The 17398-nt window shown below is 54.3% G+C and carries 14 protein-coding genes; 9 read left to right on the forward strand and 5 right to left on the reverse strand.

All coding sequences use genetic code 11. The features are described from left to right. Positions 1-36: 36 nt before the first annotated feature. Entirely contained in the window at positions 37-528 is a 492-nt protein-coding gene (locus tag IB222_RS19685) for a DUF2501 domain-containing protein (RefSeq protein ID WP_003830016.1), read from the forward strand. Positions 529-758: 230 nt separating this feature from the next. Then, the gene (opgB, locus tag IB222_RS19690) at positions 759-3050 is read left to right on the forward strand and encodes a phosphatidylglycerol--membrane-oligosaccharide glycerophosphotransferase (RefSeq protein WP_149384485.1); all 2292 of its coding nucleotides are present in this window, start codon (positions 759-761) and stop codon (positions 3048-3050) included. A 104-nt stretch (positions 3051-3154) separates the two neighbouring features. Here the strand turns inward: opgB and IB222_RS19695 are convergent, their stop codons facing one another. Next, the gene (locus IB222_RS19695; RefSeq protein ID WP_149384486.1) at positions 3155-4600 is read right to left on the reverse strand and encodes a tagaturonate reductase; all 1446 of its coding nucleotides are present in this window, start codon (positions 4598-4600) and stop codon (positions 3155-3157) included. A gap of 13 nt (positions 4601-4613) precedes the next feature. Beyond that, positions 4614-5636, reverse strand: coding sequence for a zinc-binding alcohol dehydrogenase family protein (locus IB222_RS19700; RefSeq protein ID WP_032942306.1), 1023 nt, complete (start codon positions 5634-5636; stop codon positions 4614-4616). A 137-nt stretch (positions 5637-5773) separates the two neighbouring features. On the opposite strand from IB222_RS19700, the gene IB222_RS19705 reads away from it, so the two are divergent. From IB222_RS19705 to IB222_RS19715, 3 genes are all read left to right on the forward strand, one after another. Then, complete coding sequence (locus IB222_RS19705; protein WP_003830023.1) at positions 5774-6688, forward strand: GntR family transcriptional regulator; 915 nt, start codon at positions 5774-5776, stop codon at positions 6686-6688. 213 nt (positions 6689-6901) lie between these two features. After that, positions 6902-8263: an MFS transporter gene (locus IB222_RS19710; RefSeq protein WP_003830025.1), complete on the forward strand. Its 1362-nt coding sequence runs from the start codon at positions 6902-6904 to the stop codon at positions 8261-8263. Positions 8264-8315: 52 nt separating this feature from the next. Next, positions 8316-8831 carry a GNAT family N-acetyltransferase gene (locus IB222_RS19715; RefSeq protein WP_149384487.1) on the forward strand — a complete coding sequence of 172 codons (516 nt, stop codon included), beginning with the start codon at positions 8316-8318 and terminating at the stop codon, positions 8829-8831. 231 nt (positions 8832-9062) lie between these two features. On the opposite strand, the gene tsr is transcribed toward IB222_RS19715, so the two are convergent. Then, positions 9063-10724: a methyl-accepting chemotaxis protein gene (tsr, locus tag IB222_RS19720; protein WP_149384489.1), complete on the reverse strand. Its 1662-nt coding sequence runs from the start codon at positions 10722-10724 to the stop codon at positions 9063-9065. A gap of 191 nt (positions 10725-10915) precedes the next feature. Between tsr and IB222_RS19725 the strand changes: the two genes are divergently transcribed. The 4 genes from IB222_RS19725 to yjiA all read left to right on the forward strand — a co-directional run bounded on the left by IB222_RS19725 (position 10916) and on the right by yjiA (position 15167). Then, positions 10916-11458: a hypothetical protein gene (locus IB222_RS19725; RefSeq protein WP_003830032.1), complete on the forward strand. Its 543-nt coding sequence runs from the start codon at positions 10916-10918 to the stop codon at positions 11456-11458. Between the two features lie 288 nt (positions 11459-11746). After that, positions 11747-13897: a pyruvate/proton symporter BtsT gene (gene btsT, locus IB222_RS19730; RefSeq protein WP_103768491.1), complete on the forward strand. Its 2151-nt coding sequence runs from the start codon at positions 11747-11749 to the stop codon at positions 13895-13897. Between the two features lie 106 nt (positions 13898-14003). Then, positions 14004-14198: a YbdD/YjiX family protein gene (locus IB222_RS19735; protein WP_003830038.1), complete on the forward strand. Its 195-nt coding sequence runs from the start codon at positions 14004-14006 to the stop codon at positions 14196-14198. 12 nt (positions 14199-14210) lie between these two features. Then, on the forward strand, positions 14211-15167 hold the full coding sequence (gene yjiA, locus IB222_RS19740) for a GTPase (RefSeq protein WP_148362486.1): 957 nt from the start codon (positions 14211-14213) through the stop codon (positions 15165-15167). 104 nt (positions 15168-15271) lie between these two features. Here yjiA and IB222_RS19745 read toward each other — a convergent pair whose 3' ends face one another. Further along, the gene (locus IB222_RS19745) at positions 15272-16336 is read right to left on the reverse strand and encodes a DUF2955 domain-containing protein (protein ID WP_148362487.1); all 1065 of its coding nucleotides are present in this window, start codon (positions 16334-16336) and stop codon (positions 15272-15274) included. Beyond that, positions 16326-17393 (reverse strand): HlyD family secretion protein, encoded by a 1068-nt coding sequence (locus IB222_RS19750; protein WP_148362488.1) that lies wholly within the window; start codon positions 17391-17393, stop codon positions 16326-16328. Before IB222_RS19750 ends, IB222_RS19745 begins: the two co-directional genes overlap by 11 nt. Between the last annotated feature and the right edge of the window lie 5 nt (positions 17394-17398).

Below are 17398 nucleotides of genomic sequence, written 5' to 3' on the forward strand. Positions count from 1 at the left end.
TACTGCGCTGAAAAGGCATAACACGAGTTGCATATAATGATGAAAACTACCAAACGTCTGCTGTGCTGTGCGCTTGCCGCCAGCACGCTCATCTCTACCAGCGTTTTCGCCGCCTCCTGGCAGGATTCGCTCTCCAGCGCGGCCAGTGAGCTGAGCAAACAAAGCTCCGGCTCGCAAAGCAGCTCGTCGCTCTCTTCCCTGACCAGCCTGCTGAATGGCAGCAATCAGTCGTTGACCTCCAGCAGCATGAATAACGCCGCCGGGATCCTGGAATATTGCGCGAAACAGAAGCTGGCCTCGGTCACCGACACGCAAAACGTCAAAAATCAGGTGCTGGATAAACTGGGCCTCAGCGCGCCAGAACAGAAACAAGATACCAACTATATGGACGGTATTCAGGGTCTGCTCAACGCCAAAGATGGTCAACAGCTGGATCTGAACACAATTGGCAACAGCTCGCTGGCGAAGCAGGTAAAAACCAAGGCCTGCGATCTGGTGTTAAAACAGGGTATGAACTTCATTTCCTGACGCACGACATGCCGCGTATAACCTGCGCGGCATCTACTGATTTTCGCTAATACATTCACATTCCAAATAAATAGTAATTCCCCACAAAAACGCGCATATCTAAACCAATTCTGAATAACAACGTAATTTAATGTCACTACAATTGCAGCAATGTAACAACGCTATTACATTGTGCTTTCCCCTAATGATTAGCCTGCCAGGCAATTGCCCGGTTTACTGAGGATCGACCGTTGTCAGAATTAATCTCCATCACTCTGTTTCTCGCTTCAGTGCTGATTTATGCCTGGAAAGCGGGTCGCAACACCTGGTGGTTTGCCGCCACGTTAACGGTGCTGGGGATTTTTATTGTCTTGAATATCACGCTGTACGCCAGTGACTATTTCACTGGCGACGGGATCAATGACGCGGTTCTGTACACGCTGACCAACAGCCTGACCGGTGCAGGTATCGGCAAATATATCCTGCCGGGCGTTGGGATCGCGCTGGCGCTGACGACCGTTTTTGTCGCTCTCGGCTGGGTTCTGCGCCGCCGTCGCCATCACCCGCATCACGTGGGTTACAGTCTGCTGGCCCTGCTGCTGGCGCTGGCCTCCGTTGACGCCAGCCCGGCGTTTCACCAGATAACCGAACTGGTGAAGTCGCAGTCACGCGATGGCGACCCGGATTTCCCGACGTATTATAAAGAGCCATCAAAAACCATTCCCAACCCGAAGCTGAACCTGGTTTATATCTACGGCGAAAGCCTCGAACGCACCTATTTTAATAACGACGCATTCCCGGATCTGACCCCGGAACTCGGCGCGTTGAAAAATGAAGGTCTGGATTTCAGCAACACCATGCAGCTGCCGGGTACGGATTACACCATCGCTGGCATGGTCGCCTCCCAGTGCGGTATTCCGCTGTTTGCGCCGTTTGAAGGCAACGCCTCGGCATCAGTTTCCAGCTTCTTCCCCAACAATGTCTGTCTGGGCGATATCCTGAAAAACTCCGGCTATCAAAACTACTTTGTGCAGGGTGCCAACCTGCGCTTTGCTGGCAAAGACGTGTTTCTGAAATCTCACGGCTTTGATCATCTGTACGGTGCAGAAGAGTTAAAAAGCGTAGTGGCGGACCCGGCCTATCGTAACGACTGGGGCTTCTACGACGATACCGTGCTGGACGAAGCGTGGAAAAAATTCGAAGAGCTTTCACGTTCGGGCCAGCGTTTTTCACTGTTTACCCTGACCGTGGATACCCATCATCCGGATGGTTTTATCTCCCGTAGCTGCAACCGTAAACGTTATGACATCGACGGGAAGGCCAACCAATCGTTCAGCGCGGTCAGCTGCAGCCAGGAAAACATTGCCGAATTTATCAATAAAATCAAAGCATCGCCGTGGTTTAAAGATACCGTTATCGTGGTGTCTTCCGATCATCTGGCGATGAACAACACCGCATGGAAGTATCTGAACAAGCAGGACCGCAACAACCTGTTCTTCGTACTGCGCGGCGACCAACCGCAGCAGGACACGCTGGCGGTAAAGCGTAACACGATGGATAACGGCGCAACGGTACTGGATATTCTCGGCGGTGATAACTTTATCGGCCTTGGCCGCAGCAGCTTGTCGAGCGAATCCGTGTCGGAAGTGTTTCTGAACATCAAAGAAAAAATGCTGGCGTGGAAGCCCGATATCATTCGCCTGTGGAATTTCCCGAAAGAGATGAAAGAGTTCACCGTCGACCAGGACAAAAATATGATCTCTTTCTCCGGCAGCCATTTCCGTCTGCCGCTGCTGCTGCGCGTCTCGGACAAACGCGTTGAGCCGTTGCCGGAAAGCGAATACTCGGCTCCACTGCGCTTCCAGCTGGCGGATTTCGCCCCGCGCGATAACTTCGTCTGGGTCGATCGCTGCTACAAAATGGCACAACTGTGGGCGCCAGAGCTGGCGCTCTCTACCGACTGGTGCGTATCGCAGGGGCAGCTGGGCGGACAGCAAATCGTACAGCACGTCGATAAAGCTAAGTGGAAAAGTAAAACCGTATTTAAAGACACGGTGATCGACATGGAGCGCTATAAAGGTAACGTCGATACGCTGAAAATTGTCGATAACGACATTCGCTACAAAGCCGATAGCTTCGTTTTCAACGTGGCGGGCGCGCCGGAAGAGGTCAAACAGTTTAGCGGCATTTCACGCCCCGAATCCTGGGGACGCTGGTCTAATGCGCAGCTCAGCGAAGAAGTAACGATTGAGTACAAAGCCCCGTTGCCGAAGAAATTCGATTTGGTCATTACCGCGAAAGCTTTCGGCGACAATGCTAATCGCCCTATTCCCGTGCGCGTTGGCAACGAGGAACAGACGCTGGTGTTAGGCCATGACGTCACCACCACCACCTTACATTTCGATAACCCGGCGGATGCCGATACGCTGGTAATTGTTCCACCCGATCCGGTCGCCACCAACGAGGGCAATATTCTCGGTCACTCACCGCGTAAGCTGGGGATCGGGATGGTTGAAATCAAAGTAGTGGCTCAGGGTTCGTAACATGAAAGGCCTGATAGCACTTTGCTTATCAGGCCTATCGCTTACCTCATTTAATGTCTGAAAAAAACAGCGCCCAACACCACACCGGGCGCTGCATGGCAACCTTATTCCAGACCGTTCACCGCCTGGCGCATACCCTGCACCAGAATCATCTCCAGGTTTGTCGTCACCTGCGCGGCAAGCCCAGGTAACAACGTCAAATCCTCTCCCCAGTGCGCCGTATCGCCGAGCACGGCATCCACCAGTTCATGCAGCGTTAAATCATTACCCACTCGCGGCCACAGGCTGGCATACAGGCTTATCCACTGCTCGTCATCCTGTATTGGATAGCGTTCCCCGTCGCGCTCTGCGCGATAAAACGCCAGCAGCGCAGCGAGGGCAAACGTTAACCGCACGGGCCAGCGCCCATTGTGCTGACCCGCCAGCAGCTGCGGCAAAATTCGGGTGCGGAATTTGGTCATCCCATTAAGCGCAATGGAAAGCAACTGGTGGCGAATGTAGGGGTTCTGAAAACGCCCGCTCACCGCGTCGGCAAATTCACGCAATTCGTCCGCCGGGAGATCCAACACCGGAATAATCTCCTCACTAATCGCTCGTTCGACAAAGCGGCGGACATCAGCATCCTGCATCGCCTCACCAACGGTCTCCAGCCCGCACAGCCACGCGACCGGCACCAGAGCCGTATGCGCACCATTGAGGATAGCGACCTTGCGCTCTTTGTACGGTTTGATATCGCTCACCACCCGGATATTCAGCGGACACTGCGCCAGCTTCAGCTCCTCTGCCAGCCACTGCGGCCCCTGGATCACAAACAGGTAAAAATGCTCCGCGGTATCGAGAAACGCATCGTGATAGCCTAGCGTAGCCTCCAGCGCAGCGGCTTCTTCACGCGGATAGCCGGTGACAATACGGTCGACCAGCGTGGAACAGAACGTGTTTGCCGTCTCCACCCAGTCGGCAAATGCCGGAGGAAGTTGCCACTCCTGCGCATACCGCAGCACCAGCGTTTTGAGCGCCTCACCGTTATAGTCGATAAGCTCGCACGGGATAATTACCCAGCCCTTATCCACCGCGCCCGCAAAGTGGTTAAAGCGCTCCAACAGCAGGCGTGTCAGCTTGGCCGGAAAACTCACCGGCGGCGCGTCATCCACACGGTCCGCTGCGTGATAGCTAATTCCGGCTTCGGTGGTATTCGAAAACACAAAACGGATGTCCGCATTGTGCGCCAGCGCCAGATACGCCGCGAAATCCTGATACGGGTTGATTTCGTTATTCACCGAACGGATAAGCCGTGCCTCACTCACTGCCTCACCCTGCTCGTTTAGCCCGCGAATAAGCGTGGTATACAGCCCGTCCTGGGTATTCAGCGACGGCGGAAAATCGGTATTGATCGGGCGAACGATGGTCACGCCAGCGTTCAGATCGGTTTGCTCGTTGAGGATATCCAGTTGCCAGTCAACAAACGCCCGCAGGAAGTTTCCTTCACCAAACTGGATCACGCGCGTTGGGTAGCTGGCCCCCGGAAAATCACGTCGATTCAATGTCTTCATCGTATTTCCCCTCTCAGAACGTGATCACGCCTTTAATCAGCTCACGGTTGTTAATCACATCCCGTTCGTAGATTTCTGCCAGTGTGGCAAACGCGTAACGGTGCGTGAGCATCATGTCAGCGGTAAGTTTGCCTTCCGACATCAAACGGCCCACTTTGGCGAAATCTTCCGGCGTGGCGTTGCGACTGCCCATCATGGTGGTCTCTTTCTTGTGGAACTCAGGGTCAGAGAACTGCAAATCGCCTTTGAACAGCCCAACGAAAACGATGCTGCCGCCATGACGAATCAAATTCACCGTGTTGTTCATCGCATGCTGATTCCCCGTGGCATCAATAACCTTTTGCGCCAACGAACCGCCAAACTGAGCGCGCAGCTGCGCATCAAAATCTTCAGCGGATGGGTCGATAACCGGGAGTCCCAACCGGGAAGACACGTGCTCCCGGCGTGCTGGACTGGTATCGGCGACCACCACCTGTGCGCCATCGGCTTTGGCAATCGCTGCCGCCCCCAGACCAATCGGACCCGCGCCGACCACCAGTACCTGCTCACCCGGAGCCACCGCCGCCCGGCGTACCGCATGCGCGCTGATGGCATAAGGCTCAATCAGCGCCGCCGCCTGCGGGTCAATCCCCTGCGCATCCAGCAGGTTGGTCACCGGAACGGACAGATATTCACTGAAACCGCCATCCTGGTGCACGCCAATCACTGAAATCTTCTCGCAGCAGTTGGTGCGCCCGCTCAGGCATGCCGGACACTGCTGGCAGGCCACGTAAGGAATAACCGCCACCTGCTGACCATTTTTCAGATTCTGTATATTCTTACCCAGACCGACAATTTCCCCACATATTTCATGCCCTAATACACGCGGGTAGCTGAAAAAAGGTTGATTGCCACCCCAGGCATGAATATCGGTACCACAAATTCCTACCGACTTAATTTTAATTAATGCTTCACCCTCACCCGGAATAGGTATTTCGCGCTCTTTCCAGACTAATTTTTTAGGTTCCTGGCAAATCAACGTATTCATCGTAGACATGATTCTGCTCTCCTGTTTTTTTGTTGCCTCAGATATCAACGAAAATAAAAAAGACGGAGAAAGCAGAAACACAATTTGTGAATCCCAGCGCATAAAAATGTTTTAAATCGGGTTTTAATAGATAAAAAGGAGAAGCCATGAGCCGTTCGCAGAACTTACGCCACAATGTTATTAACCAGATAATCGATGATATGGCGCGTGGTCATATCCCTTCCCCACTCCCCTCACAAAGCGCACTGGCGGAGATGTACAACATCAGCCGCACCACCGTGCGCCATATGCTGAGCCACTTAGGCGAGTGCGGCGTGCTGACCCAAGTCGGCAGCCACTACGTCATCGTGCGAAAACCCGACCATGACGATGGTTTTGCCTGCACCACCGCCTCCATGACCGAGCAAAACCGGATTTTTGAACAGGCGTTTTTCACCATGATCAACCAGCGACAGCTGCGTGCAGGCGAGAGCTTCTCCGAACTTCAGCTTGCCAGAGCTGCAGGCGTCAGCCCGGTGGTAGTGCGGGAATACCTTTTAAAATTCGAACGTTACAACCTGATTAAAAACGAAAAACGCGGTCAGTGGAGCATGAAGCAGTTCGATCAGGCCTATGCGGAACAGCTGTTTGAACTCAGAGAGATGCTGGAAACGCATTCTCTGCAGCATTTCCTCAATCTGCCTGACGATGACCCGCGTTGGTTGCAGGCTAAAACGCTGCTGGAGCGCCATCGGATCCTACGCGACAGCATTGGCAGCAGCTTTCGCATGTTCTCGCAGTTAGATCGTGAGTTCCATGCTTTGCTACTCTCTGCTGCCGATAATGTATTTTTTAATCAATCACTTGAAATCATCTCCGTGATTTTCCACTTCCACTATCAGTGGGATGAGAGCGACCTCAAGCAGCGTAACATCATTGCCATTGATGAGCATATGACCATCCTCAGCGCGCTAATATGTCGCAGCGACCTGGATGCCACCCTCGCGCTCTGTAACCATTTGAATTCAGCCAAACAATCGATGATTCGCTCCATCAACCAGGGTTGTAACGTCGCTCATTAAGTACCGATAAAAAACAGCAAATCATTACCGGGAGCACGATTTTATAAAAATAAAAACGCCTGAAAAATACCTCTTGCCTATGCTCACGCTAAGTCGACTGCATTAAAAACTTTTGTGAGCAGTGATGAGCAAATTGATTCATCACTGGTATTTTTTCAATACTGCACAGTCCTGCTGTGTGAAAAATAAATTATTGAGGTTCAGGAGTCCGGCGTGGAAAAAAATAATATTACCCTCGACCCAAGTTCTTCGTTTGGCACGTCGTCATCTGCGGATATTAATGTTCCGCCTGAGGGCATGGTGCAACGCAGTAGCCGAATTAAACGTATCCAGACCACAGCAATGATTTTATTATTTTTTGCTGCGGTGATTAATTACCTCGACCGCAGCTCACTGTCGGTCGCCAACTTAACGATTCGTGAAGAACTGGGGTTGAGTGCCACGCAAATCGGCGTGCTGCTGTCGGTATTCTCTCTTGCTTACGGTATTGCGCAACTGCCCTGCGGTCCGCTGCTGGATCGCAAAGGTCCGCGCATTATGCTGGGACTGGGGATGTTCTTCTGGTCTCTGTTTCAGGCACTATCCGGCATGGTGCACAGCTTCACCCAGTTTGTGTTGGTGCGTATCGGGATGGGGATCGGCGAAGCGCCAATGAACCCGTGCGGCGTAAAGGTCATCAACGACTGGTTTAACATCAAAGAGCGCGGCCGCCCGATGGGATTATTCAACGCCGCCTCCACCATCGGGGTTGCCATTAGCCCGCCGATTCTGGCTGCCATGATGCTGGTAATGGGCTGGCGCTGGATGTTCATCACCATTGGCGTGCTGGGTATTTTCCTCGCCATCGGCTGGTACATGCTGTATCGCAACCGCGAGCAAATTGAGCTGAGCGCCACGGAACAAGCGTACCTGAACGCTGGCAGCGTCAATGCCCGCCGCGATCCGCTGAGCTTTGCCGAATGGCGCAGCCTGTTCCGCAACCGTACCATGTGGGGCATGATGCTGGGCTTTAGCGGCATCAACTATACCGCATGGCTATACCTGGCCTGGCTGCCGGGCTACCTGCAAACCTCCTACAACCTGGATTTAAAAAGCACCGGATTAATGGCGGCGATCCCGTTCCTGTTTGGCGCAGCCGGCATGCTAATTAACGGTTTTGTCACCGACTGGCTGGTGAAAGGCGGTATGGCGCCGATTAAGAGCCGTAAGATTTGTATTATCGCCGGGATGTTCTGCTCCGCAGCCTTCACCTTCGTCGTGCCGCAGGCCACAACGTCAATGGCCGCCGTGTTACTGATCGGTATGGCGCTGTTCTGTATCCACTTCGCAGGTACCTCGTGCTGGGGTCTGATCCACGTCGCTGTCGCCTCACGTATGACCGCTTCCGTGGGCAGTATCCAGAACTTTGCCAGCTTTATCTGCGCATCGTTTGCGCCGATCGTCACCGGGTTTATTGTTGATACCACCAACTCTTTCCGCCTGGCGCTGATCATCTGCGGCTGCGTCACCATGGTGGGCGCCCTCGCCTACATCTTCCTGGTTCGCCAACCCATTAGCGATCCGCGTAAAGATTAATCCTCCAGATGCCCGATAACACCGTGCTTATCGGGCATGTTATGCTCCTCATATGAACATCACCTTGCGCGCCACTACCCTGGCAGATACTGCCGCTCTTCCCGCCATCGAACGATCTGCGGGGCAACGTTTTTTACTCATCCCCGAACTGGCGTGGATTGCTGAAGACCAGATTTTATCGGCTACTCAGCATCAGGCTTTTGCCGCCGCAGGCATGAGCTGGCTGGCGCAGGTCGATGCGCTTCCGGTCGGTTTTTTGGTTGCCGAAACGCTGGGGTCATCGCTGTTTATTGCTGAACTGTCGCTGCATCTGGAGTGGCAGGGAAAAGGAATTGGCCGCAGATTGATTGAGTATGTTGCCGAACAGGCGCGCGCGAAAGGTTACACGTCGCTCACGCTGACCACCTTCCGCGATGTGCCGTGGAATGCGCCATGGTACGCGCGACTGGGATTTGAAATACTGGCTGACGAGACGCTGCCTGCAAAGTTGCGCCAGAAAAGAGAAGAGGAAGCAGCGCATGGACTGGCATTTGAATCGCGCTGCGCCATGCACCTGATGTTGCGCTAATTGCCCGATGGCGGCTACGCCTTATCGGGCCTACGTAACATTTCCGGTAAGCCCGATAAGCGGCAGCACCATCCGGCAACCACGTATCTTTCCCCGTAGGCCGGATAAGCGACAGCGCCATCCGGCAACCACGTAACTTTCCCGTAGGCCGGATAAGCGACAGCGCCATCCGGCAACCACGTAACTTTCCCGTAGGCCGGATAAGCGACGGCGCCATCCGGCATCACAGGCTTAGAACGTTTCCCAGTTATCCCCGGCATCCGTTACCGCGGCTTTGCGCGGCTGGACCGTTGAAACCGGTTTTGCTGTCGCAACATCGCGAGCACGCTGTTGGTCATGCTGAATACGGAACACGGCAACGGCCTGAGTCAGGCGGCTGGCCTGTTCTTCCAGCGCCGCAGCGGCGGCGGCGGATTCTTCCACCAGCGAGGCGTTCTGCTGCGTTACGCGATCCATCTCGGCAACGGCCAGACCAACCTGGTCAATACCGCGGCTCTGTTCATCAGAAGCAGAGGCGATTTCACCCATGATATCGGTCACGCGGGTTACCGCATTGACGATCTCATCCATGGTTTCACCGGCGCTTTCAACAAGCGTTGAACCGACATCCACACGGCTGACCGAGTCTTCAATCAGGCTCTTAATCTCGCGCGCGGCCTGCGCACTACGCTGGGCCAGGTTACGCACTTCACCCGCAACCACCGCAAATCCACGGCCCTGCTCGCCTGCACGTGCTGCTTCTACCGCGGCGTTGAGTGCCAGAATGTTAGTCTGGAAGGCAATGCCGTCGATGACGCTGATAATGTCGGCGATTTTCTGCGAACTGGATGCGATGTCACGCATGGTTTGCACCACGTTATCCACCACTTTGCCGCCTTTCTGCGCGGTTTCAGAAGCACTCAGCGCCAGATGGCTGGCCTGACGCGCGTTTTCGGCGTTCTGCTTAACGGTCGCCGTCAGTTGTTCCATGCTGGCCGCAGTTTCTTCCAGGGAAGCCGCCTGCTGCTCGGTACGGGAGGAGAGATCGTTGTTGCCCATCGCAATCTCGCTGGCACCGCTGTAAATCGCGTTGGCACCGTTACGCACGTCACCCACGGTATTCATCAGCTCACCCTGCATGTGACGCAGGCTTTCCGCCAGTTGCCCAATCTCGTTGGACCCTTCCACTTCAATACGTTTCACCAGGTCACCGCTGGCGATATGACGAATGCTGTCGATCAGACGGTTCATTGGGGAGATAAGGGTCAGCTTGATACCAAACCACACCGCAATAATCGCCGCCAGTACGGTAATCAGCACGCAGATCAGCACCCACATCGCCTGGCTGTAAGAGCTGTTGTTATCTTCCACCGCGATGTCATACAGGCGATCATTCTGCTGCATGTAACTCATGTACTGCTTCTCAAAGCCATCCTGATAGCTCTGCGTCGGTTGATCAAAGAATGCGTTGATCTTCCCGTCACCCAGTAACTGGATCAGCTCCGCCAGCGCACCGTGATAGATGTCATAGGTGCGGTTGATCTCCTGGAAAGCGGCTTCGCTTTGGCGCGGATCGCGCGGGAGCGACTCGTAAATCGCCCAGTTTTTTTCCGTCAGCTTCAGCGCCGTACTCGCCACCTGCATCAGCTCGGCAACGGTCGCGCCGCTACCGATATTGCTCTGATCCATCATGTAGCGAATGCCTGCCCGGTTCAGGGTGTTACGCGTTTGCAGCAGCTCAACCCAGGTGGCGTTCAGCGCAGACTGTTGCTGGCGAATGGTTTGCAGAACGGTAAAGTTCTCTTTGTCATTCTTAAGTGAGTTAAAAAACAAGCCGCCCGAGGCGAGCTGTAAAAGGCCAAATAGCACCAATACCAGCAGTAAGCTGGTAACAATCTTCATTCGTTTTAACATGTTTTCTCTTTCCGCTAGACAGATACTCTGGTTTTCGGCCTGGAAAGAGAAAACTTTATGGTGCCAGCAATTGCCACAGAATTATCGTTTTCACATTAAATACCGTTCCCTATGACAAATTACGCAAAAAATTAGTCGTTCCATTACGTCTTAGGTGTAGGATTCCGGTTTTTGAAGGAAAGGATGCTTCTATGTTAAATCGCGATTTTGATCACCTATCCACCCTCGCACACCACTTTTTTGAACGTGAAGATATTCGCCAAAAGCTCAATATCATCGATCAGTACAACATCTCCGGTTGGGAAGTCTGGATGCAGATAGAATTTGCCAATCTGCTGGCTTCAACTGGTCATGAATGGTGGCGTGAACAAACTCTTGCTTGCGATCTCCGGAAAAATCCACAGCGTTTGTCAGTGCGTGCAGATTTCTTGTTGCGGAAAAAAGGCTGGACGCAAGATAGCTACATTGCGCTTGAACTCAAACAGAACCAGGATCCGACAAGCTGCGTCAGAAATATGATTGCTGATTTGGTTAAAAGCGCAAAAATCAAACGTTCGGAATTAGAGCTGCGTAGCTTCTGGACGCTGGGGGTAACGCCCCGCATAGATAAAGAGCGTCTCGATGAACTCATTGACTACTATCTGGATGAAAAATATTACCTGACTAAATCACGTAAGAAACATGTGTTGCTCAGAGACATCGAACATACGCCTTACTGTTATATCGTAATCTGAGTCTCTCAGTGAGGTGCTTTGTCAGTGGGAAAACACGGCATGTAGGCAGGCAAACGCTATAATGCCGTGATCTCAATCACATAAATTTCCCCGTTCTCCCCGCAGTTTACCGCTCACTGACACTTGGGACCGCTTAAGCTGACATACAACCGCTCACTTATTTACCTTACTTTACGCTCGTAATTCTCTGGCAAGATCCCCCCAACATAGCAGTCAATTTACCTCCTCAAACACAAGATCAAACCCACGCGGCTTCGGCCAATTATTAATTAGATACCAGGTTTTACTATGGATACGAAAAAGATATTCAAGCACATACCCTGGGTGATTCTCGGAATCATCGGTGCATTCTGCCTCTCGGTAGTGGCATTACGTCGGGGTGAACACATTAGTGCCCTGTGGATCGTGGTCGCCTCAGTTTCTGTTTATCTGGTGGCCTATCGTTACTACAGCCTGTACATCGCCCAAAAGGTGATGAAACTTGACCCAACGCGTGCCACGCCGGCGGTCATCAACAATGACGGTCTGAACTACGTTCCAACCAACCGTAACGTCTTGTTTGGTCACCACTTTGCCGCTATCGCAGGTGCAGGTCCGCTGGTTGGGCCGGTACTGGCCGCGCAGATGGGCTACCTGCCCGGTACGCTGTGGCTGCTGGCAGGCGTCGTGCTGGCCGGTGCGGTACAGGACTTCATGGTGCTGTTTATCTCTTCCCGCCGTAACGGCGCATCTCTGGGTGAGATGATCAAAGAAGAGATGGGCCCGATCCCGGGAACCATTGCGCTGTTCGGCTGCTTCTTAATCATGATCATCATCCTCGCAGTACTGGCGTTGATCGTAGTGAAAGCGCTGGCAGAAAGCCCGTGGGGTGTGTTCACCGTCTGCTCAACCGTACCTATCGCGTTGTTCATGGGGATCTACATGCGATTCCTGCGACCGGGACGCGTGGGCGAAGTGTCGGTGATTGGTATTGTGCTGCTGGTAGCTTCTATCTACTTCGGCGGCGTGATTGCGCACGACCCGTACTGGGGCCCGGCGCTGACCTTTAAAGACACCACTATTACCTTTACCCTGATCGGCTACGCATTTATCTCTGCGCTGCTGCCGGTATGGCTGATCCTCGCCCCGCGCGACTATCTGGCTACCTTCCTGAAAATCGGCGTTATCGTCGGTCTGGCGGTGGGGATTGTTATCCTCAACCCGGAACTGAAAATGCCAGCGATGACCCAGTACGTTGATGGTACCGGTCCGCTGTGGAAAGGCGCTCTGTTCCCGTTCCTGTTCATCACCATCGCGTGTGGTGCGGTATCTGGCTTCCACGCGCTGATTGCTTCCGGAACCACACCGAAGCTGCTGGCCTGTGAAACCGATGCGCGCTTTATCGGTTACGGCGCAATGCTGATGGAATCCTTCGTCGCAATTATGGCGCTGGTTGCCGCGTCTATCATCGAACCAGGTCTGTACTTCGCGATGAACACCCCGCCTGCGGGCCTTGGCATCACCATGCCGAACCTGCATGAAATGAGCGGCGAAAACGCACCGCTGATTATGGCGCAGTTGAAAGACGTCACCGCACATGCGGCAGCGACCGTCAGCTCCTGGGGCTTCGTCATTTCGCCTGAGCAGATCCTGCAAACCGCGAAAGACATCGGTGAACCGTCCGTTCTGAACCGAGCAGGTGGCGCACCGACGCTGGCCGTTGGTATCGCTCACGTATTCCACAAAGTGCTGCCGATGGCTGATATGGGCTTCTGGTACCACTTCGGTATTCTGTTTGAAGCGCTGTTCATCCTGACCGCACTGGATGCCGGTACCCGTTCTGGCCGCTTTATGCTGCAGGATTTACTGGGTAACTTCGTGCCGTTCCTGAAGAAAACCGACTCCCTGGTTGCAGGCGTTGTAGGTACTGCGGGCTGCGTAGGCCTGTGGGGTTACCTGCTGTATCAAGGCGTTGTTGACCCGCTGGGCGGCGTTAAGAGCCTGTGGCCGCTGTTCGGTATCTCTAACCAGATGCTGGCTGCCGTGGCACTGGTTCTCGGCACCGTGGTACTGGTTAAAATGCAGCGCACCAAATACATCTGGGTTACCGTTGTTCCGGCAGTATGGCTGCTTATCTGCACCACATGGGCGCTGGGTCTGAAACTGTTCAGCACCAACCCGCAGATGGAAGGCTTCTTCTTCATGGCGAATCAGTACAAAGAGAAGATTGCTAACGGCGGCGAACTGACCGCTCAGCAGATTGCCAACATGAACCACATCGTCGTCAACAACTACACCAACGCAGGTCTGAGTATTCTGTTCCTGGTGGTGGTGTACAGCATCATTTTCTACGGGTTCCGTACCTGGCAGAAAGCCCGCGCCATCAACGGTCGCTCTGATAAAGAGACGCCGTATGTACCGGTGCCGGAAGGCGGCGTGAAGACCTCTTCACACCACTAACCTGAAGCCGGGTGGCGAACTGCGCTCCCGGCCTACAAAGTAAAGTTAACGTAGGCCGGATCAGGCGCAAGCCGCCATCCGGCTTTATTCATTAACAGGGCGTTCCATGTTTGGTACTTTAGGTCAGGCAAAAAAATATCTCGGTCAGGCTGCGAAAATGCTGATTGGTATTCCGGACTACGACAACTACGTCGAGCACATGAAGACCAACCATCCCGATAAGCCGTACATGACCTACGAAGAATTCTTCCGCGAGCGCCAGGAAGCCCGCTACGGTAGCGGCGGAAGCAGTTGCTGTTAGAAGGAGAAGTGAATGACCCCGATTGCAGTTACCCTACTCACCGGTTTTCTTGGCGCGGGTAAAACCACCCTGCTGCGCCATATTCTCAACGAGCAGCACGGTTACAAGATTGCCGTTATCGAAAACGAATTCGGCGAAGTCTCGGTGGACGATCAGCTGATTGGCGATCGCGCCACGCAGATCAAAACCCTGACCAACGGCTGCATTTGCTGTACCCGCTCCAGTGAGCTGGAAGACGCACTGTTAGACCTGCTCGATAACCTCGACAAAGGCGCCATCAATTTCGACCGTCTGGTGATCGAATGCACCGGCATGGCCGATCCCGGCCCGATCATCCAGACCTTTTTCTCTCATGAAGTGATTTGCGAACGCTACCTGCTGGACGGCGTAATTGCGCTGGTTGACGCGGTACATGCCGACGAGCAGATGAACCAGTTCACCATCGCCCAGTCGCAGGTCGGCTACGCCGACCGGATCCTGCTGACCAAAACCGACGTCGCGGGTGAAAGCGAAAAACTGCGTGAGCGCCTGGCGCGCATCAACGCCCGTGCGCCGATTTACACCGTGACGCATGGCGATATCGACCTCGCGCAATTGTTCGACACCAACGGTTTTATGCTGGAAGAGAACGTGGTCAGCGCCAAACCGCGCTTCCACTTTATCGCCGACAAGCAAAACGATATCTCCTCGATCGTCGTCGAGCTGGATTACCCGGTAAACATCAGCGACGTGTCGCGAGTGATGGAAAACCTGCTGCTGGAATCCGCCGAGAAGCTGCTGCGCTATAAAGGCATGCTGTGGATTGAAGGCGAGCCGAACCGCCTGCTGTTCCAGGGCGTGCAGCGCTTGTACAGCGCCGACTGGGACCGCCCGTGGGGCGACGAGCAACCGCACAGCCAACTGGTGTTTATCGGCATTAATTTGCCGGAAGACGAGATCCGAGCCGCGTTTGCGGGATTGAAGAAGTAATCGCCTGCTGAATTGCCCGGTGGCGCTACGCTTACCGGGCCTACTAATGGCACTTTCCCGTAGGCCGGATCAGGCGCAGCCGCCATCCGGCACTCACTGCCCACTCACTCAGTAATCACAAACCGCGTCGCGGCAAAGCAGTTCAACACCCGGTGTACCAGAAACACCATGGTGAGCGTTGCCACCAGCGCGGCGGTGACGGAGGTGATGCGGTACAGATCGCTGAACACGAGGTCCTGATCCGGGTGCAGGTTCTGGCCAAACATAATGCCGATAGTAGTGATACTGGCAAAACCCACGCCCGCGCCGACTTTTTCCATTACGTGCAGGCGGGCGCTGAACGCCAGCCCGAGGCCAATCAGTGGCATCATCAGCACCATATGGTTGCTGAAATCATAGATAAGCAGCTGTACCAGCAGAATATACAGGCAGGCCAGCACCACCCCAACCACGCGCCAGATCGAGCTAATCACCGCGCCACGATAGTGCATCGGAAACAGGATCAAAATGCCGGCCATCAGCGCCGACAGCGAATCACTCAAATCGCAGATCTGGAAGACCACAAAAATCATCGTCGCCACCGTGCCGGAAAGCAGCGACTCGTGGCGAACCCGGGCGGCATCTTTTTCAATGCGCGGCGGCGGCTGGCGAGGTTCTACGTCCGGGATCAGATAATGCAGCAGCGCACTCAGCGCCACCGCCATGACGCAGGCTTCCATATTGGAGAACATCAGCGTATGCCAGTTGGTGGTGGGATAGCTCATAAAGTTGAGCATCGTGCTCTGGCACACCACGCCCATCGAGCCGAGCAGAAACAGCGGTCCTTTGCTCATAAAACGAAAACGCATCACGTACAGACCGAACACCACCAGCGTCATGATCAGCGGCCACTGCGAGAGATAACCGACAATCAGCACCATTTCAACGCAGTTCACCGCCGCGCTGAACACAAACTGTGTTGCCACATGGCGGTTGAATACTGGCACCAGCGACAGCAGCATCAGCGGATAAACCACAAAAAATACGCCGTACTGCACGTTGTAGAATGTCGAGATACTCAGCGCGATTGTCCCGGCAACGGAGATACGCAGGGTCTGGCGAAAATCATTGGCGGTATAGACAATATTCCCGTGCGGCGTAAAGACGTGGGCCAGCGTGTTAATAGACATAATGCAGCCAACTAACGAGGTGGATCTGCGCCCCGGCAAAGGTGCGGGCGAACATCCCCTCGCTGTTATACAGCTGTACCGTGGCGCGCGCCCCGGTCGGTAACGGCGTGTCGAGCGGTTCGTTCAGCGCGACGTGAATGCGCATACGCTGGGCATCGCGCACCCAGCGGGTGGACTGTTCCGGCTGCGACAGCTGGCCGTTAACCTGCTCCTGACCCGCCAGAATACCGGCATCGCTGCTGGTGACGCGGGCAGAGAAAACCTTGCCCGGCAAGGCATCGAACACCACGGCGGCATCGGTATTCACGCGAGTGTGGCGCAGACTTTTCTCGCGAAAGTCGGCCACGATATCGGTCTGATGGCTGACCAGCGCCAGCAGCGGCGTGGCCGCGGTGGCGTAAAGCCCTGGGCTAAGCTGGAGATTACTCACCGTACCGTCGGTCTGGGCATATACTTTGCTCCAGCCGAGGTTCAGCTGCGCCTCTTCCAGCGTGTTACGGTATTTTTGCAGCGTTACGTTACGTTTGTCATCGCGCTCGCCGCGCTGGATCAGCAGGTTCTGAATACTGGCATTCAGCGCCGCCACCGACTGCTCGCTGGTTTGCCAGGCGGTACGCACCTTGTCGAGATCGGATTGCGACACATTCTGCATGGCGCTCAGGCGCTGATAGCGGTCTAAGGTGGTCTTATCGTTGCGGGCGTTGAATTGCGCGGTGCGCAGGTTGGCGCGGGCAGAGACGATCTGCGCATCCAGCTGTTGGTTACTCAGCTTCGCCTGCTCAAGGGCAATTTGCGCAGCCTCGACCTTATTGATAAATGGCGTCGGATCCAGTTCGTACAGCAAATCGCCCTTCTTCACCTGGCTATTATTGTGTACATGCACCTGCGAGACGTAGCCGGAAACGCGTGAGGAAACAGGCGTTACCACGCGCATCACCGTGGAGTCCGGCGTCAGCGGGATCCAGATATCGGCAACGATAAACCAGGCGAATATTACCAGGAAAGCGGCAATACTCACCCTTACCCAACGGGCAAATTTTTGTTCTGGGGTCATCATAGTTT

It is taken from the genome of Citrobacter sp. C13, from assembly GCF_014596815.2.
Classification (GTDB): Bacteria; Pseudomonadota; Gammaproteobacteria; order Enterobacterales; family Enterobacteriaceae; genus Citrobacter; species Citrobacter portucalensis.

Excerpts from the sequence above, each read along its gene's own strand:
- IB222_RS19715 (WP_149384487.1), top strand. The coding sequence starts at position 8,316 with ATGAACATCACCTTGCGCGCCACTACCCTGGCAGATACTGCCGCTCTT.
- IB222_RS19750 (WP_148362488.1), bottom strand. The coding sequence starts at position 17,393 with ATGATGACCCCAGAACAAAAATTTGCCCGTTGGGTAAGGGTGAGTATT.
- IB222_RS19725 (WP_003830032.1), top strand. The coding sequence starts at position 10,916 with ATGTTAAATCGCGATTTTGATCACCTATCCACCCTCGCACACCACTTT.
- IB222_RS19700 (WP_032942306.1), bottom strand. The coding sequence starts at position 5,636 with ATGTCTACGATGAATACGTTGATTTGCCAGGAACCTAAAAAATTAGTC.
- IB222_RS19735 (WP_003830038.1), top strand. The coding sequence starts at position 14,004 with ATGTTTGGTACTTTAGGTCAGGCAAAAAAATATCTCGGTCAGGCTGCG.
- IB222_RS19705 (WP_003830023.1), top strand. The coding sequence starts at position 5,774 with ATGAGCCGTTCGCAGAACTTACGCCACAATGTTATTAACCAGATAATC.
- btsT (WP_103768491.1), top strand. The coding sequence starts at position 11,747 with ATGGATACGAAAAAGATATTCAAGCACATACCCTGGGTGATTCTCGGA.
- yjiA (WP_148362486.1), top strand. The coding sequence starts at position 14,211 with ATGACCCCGATTGCAGTTACCCTACTCACCGGTTTTCTTGGCGCGGGT.
- IB222_RS19745 (WP_148362487.1), bottom strand. The coding sequence starts at position 16,336 with ATGTCTATTAACACGCTGGCCCACGTCTTTACGCCGCACGGGAATATT.
- IB222_RS19685 (WP_003830016.1), top strand. The coding sequence starts at position 37 with ATGATGAAAACTACCAAACGTCTGCTGTGCTGTGCGCTTGCCGCCAGC.
- IB222_RS19695 (WP_149384486.1), bottom strand. The coding sequence starts at position 4,600 with ATGAAGACATTGAATCGACGTGATTTTCCGGGGGCCAGCTACCCAACG.
- tsr (WP_149384489.1), bottom strand. The coding sequence starts at position 10,724 with ATGTTAAAACGAATGAAGATTGTTACCAGCTTACTGCTGGTATTGGTG.